This window comes from Aeromicrobium sp. PFPM2_SD2 (genome assembly GCF_057364525.1).
Genome location: NZ_JBNFNZ010000354.1, coordinates 1 through 2,606 on the forward strand (window position 1 = coordinate 1; position 2,606 = coordinate 2,606).

Here is a 2,606-nt window from a genome sequence, read left to right on the forward strand (position 1 = left end):
GGGGCGAGCAGGCGGGGTGCGGGCGCCGAGCGCCTCGAACAGCCCCCTCGTCCGCGCAGGCCCGGGCGACCACGGCGATCGCGACCAGGAAGCCGAGGGCCTCGGCGAGGGCGCGGACGTCGTGGAGCACGGACGGACCCTACGGAACCCGGCTCAGCCGAGCCAGCCGGCGCCCTCGGCGACCAGCAGCAGGCCGAACACGGCGAACGCGGCGGCGGCGCCGTACTTGATGACCTTGTCGGGCAGGTGCTTGCCGAGGGCCACGCCGACGACGATGGCCAGCGCGTCCGCGGCCACCATGCCGACGGTGCTGCCGATCCAGGTGCCGAGCCAGTCCTCCTGGGTGGCCAGGGTGATGGTGGCGAGCATCGTCTTGTCGCCCAGCTCGGCCAGGAAGAACGCGGTGCCGACGGCCAGGATCGCCGAGCCGGAGGCCCGCTTGGCCTTCTCCGCCTCGTCCTCGGTCAGCTCGTCGCCGCGCAGGGTCCAGGCGGCGAAGAACAGGAAGGCGATGCCGGCGGCGATCGCGATGGGGCCCTGGTACTCGGAGAACCCGGTGCCGATCCAGTAGCCGAGGCCGACGGAGGCGAGGTGGACGACGGCGGTCGCCACGGTGATGCCGAGGAGCACGTCCCGAGCCCGGTAGCGGGTGGCGAAGGTCATCGCCATCAGCTGGCTCTTGTCGCCCAGCTCGGCGATGAAGATCACCACCGTGCTCAGCAGCAGGGCGTAGGTCATGAGAAAAGCTCCTCGTCCGTCCCGGACGAGGAGCCACGTGGGTACGACGAGCCTCGACCGGGCTCATCGTGTGACAAACCGGTCGAAAGTCTCGTCCGCCAGCCGGGGCTGGCCTGCTGCGCCGGACCCGAGGGTCAGTATGTCGACGCAGCCGTTGGGGACTACTCCCTTTCGCCCGGCAAGGCTAGCGCACGGATCGCGGCCACCGCACCGTGACGCTCGTCCCACGGGACGACGACGTGGTCGTGGTGCAGCCCGGCCAGCACGTTGCACGGGATGCGCGCGTCGGCGAGCGCCCGCGAGACGGCCGCGGTGAGCCCGACCGAGTCGAGCGCCGAGTGGACGGTGAGCGTCAGCCACGCCCCCACGAACTCGTAGGCCAGGCCGATCTCGTCGGCGTCGTCGCGGCCGATGACGAGGGTGATGCCCTCCTGCTCGACGACCACGGCCCGGATGCCAAGCTCGTCGACGATGCGGGGGACGACGGCGTAGACGACCGGCTCGTCGTCCAGGCGCACGTCCAGGCTGGCCAGCATGACGTCCAGGTCGGTCTCCCCACTCATGGCGGCACTCTAGGGGAGGGTGGCGACGGCTACGATGGGGACGCGAATGAGCCGGCCGGGCGGCCGCGCCGGGCGCCCTCGGGCGTCCGGTGAGGAAAGTCCGGACTCCACAGAGCGCGGTGGTGGCCAACAGCCACCCACGGTGACGTGCGGGACAGTGCCACAGAGAACAGACCGCCAACGGCCTGCACCCTCGGGTGCAGGTGCGGGCAAGGGTGAAACGGTGAGGTAAGAGCTCACCAGCGGCCTCGGTGACGGGGCCGGCTCGGTAAACCCCACCGGGAGCTAGACCAAGAGGGCGCCTCGGCGCCTGCGCTGACGGGCTGCTCGTCCACGGGTCAGCGGGTAGGTCGCACCGAGCGGCGCAGCGATGCGTCGCCTAGATGGATGGTCGCCCAGCGCCTTCGGGCGTGGACAGAATCCGGCTTACAGGCCGGCTCATTCGCCTTCGCGCCCGGCGGTCGCCGGGGTTCTGGAGTACCGTGGGGCCAGCGGTTCCACGGACGGTTCCGCTTCGGGGCCTTCACATGGAGCGCACAGTGGCCACAGCATCGTTCCTCGCGGCGTCCGTCGCGCTGGGCGTCGCGGTGCTGGCCCTGCGTCGTCGCGACGTCTTCGGCTCCGGTCTCGTCGCCCTCGCCGCCGTCACCGTGGCCCTGTGGGACGCGATCGTCCCGCTCGCCGGCGAGGACCTGGACCCCACCGGCCTCAGCGACACCCTCTGGCTCCCCGTGGTGGCCGTCGCCGCCCAGTGCTTCTACGTCGTCGCCCGCCGCGGCGTGGCGCTGCGCTGGCAGCCGCCTCCGCCGCTGCTCGCCGTCTTCGCCGCGTACCCGGCCGTCCTCGTCTCGTTCCTGTGGCCGCGCCGCCACGTCACGTCGTTCACCGACGACGGCGGCTTCGTGGCGATCTGGATCATCCAGGCCGCCTACTGCACCGTGCTCATCGGGCTGGCCGTCCTGGCGATGGCCGAGCGCCGCCAGCACCACGACGCCACGCGGCGTCCGCTGCTGGTCCTCATGGCGCTGATGATCGGGCTGCTCGGCGTGCAGATGGTGCAGGTCCCCGGCGTGCACCTGGTCGCGACGGTGGGGCTCCTGCTCATCTACCGGCTCGTCGTGGTGGTCCGCTACAACGACCGTGTGCCCGCCCCGGCGGTGAGCCCGCTGGGCGCGCTCGAGGTGCACGCGTTCGCGTTCGACCACCGCGGACGGCTCGTGGAGGCCACCCGCTCCGCGTTGCGCCTGGTCGGGGCGGCCACCGGACGCGAACCGCGCACCGGGCGACACCGTCGCCGAGGCGCTG

General features: G+C 72.1%; 3 protein-coding genes and 1 other RNA gene. 2 read left to right on the forward strand and 2 right to left on the reverse strand.

Annotation, left to right across the window (positions count from 1 at the left end):
• Positions 1-153: 153 nt before the first annotated feature.
• Both AC2W7G_RS13445 and AC2W7G_RS13450 read right to left on the reverse strand, forming a co-directional pair.
• Complete coding sequence (locus AC2W7G_RS13445; protein ID WP_485868885.1) at positions 154-738, reverse strand: TMEM165/GDT1 family protein; 585 nt, start codon at positions 736-738, stop codon at positions 154-156.
• Positions 739-899: 161 nt separating this feature from the next.
• Positions 900-1,301 carry an ACT domain-containing protein gene (locus tag AC2W7G_RS13450; protein ID WP_485868886.1) on the reverse strand — a complete coding sequence of 134 codons (402 nt, stop codon included), beginning with the start codon at positions 1,299-1,301 and terminating at the stop codon, positions 900-902.
• A 47-nt stretch (positions 1,302-1,348) separates the two neighbouring features.
• On the opposite strand from AC2W7G_RS13450, the gene rnpB reads away from it, so the two are divergent.
• Together rnpB and AC2W7G_RS13460 are read left to right on the forward strand one after the other, a co-directional pair.
• Positions 1,349-1,746, forward strand: an RNA gene (rnpB, locus tag AC2W7G_RS13455) — RNase P RNA component class A.
• Positions 1,747-1,840: 94 nt separating this feature from the next.
• A partial coding sequence (locus tag AC2W7G_RS13460; RefSeq protein WP_485868887.1) for a hypothetical protein occupies positions 1,841-2,606 on the forward strand: 766 nt, incomplete at its 3' end.

Bases quoted from the DNA above. Each gene is read 5' to 3' on its own strand.
- AC2W7G_RS13450 (WP_485868886.1), bottom strand. From the start codon at position 1,301: ATGAGTGGGGAGACCGACCTGGACGTCATGCTGGCCAGCCTGGACGTG.
- AC2W7G_RS13445 (WP_485868885.1), bottom strand. From the start codon at position 738: ATGACCTACGCCCTGCTGCTGAGCACGGTGGTGATCTTCATCGCCGAG.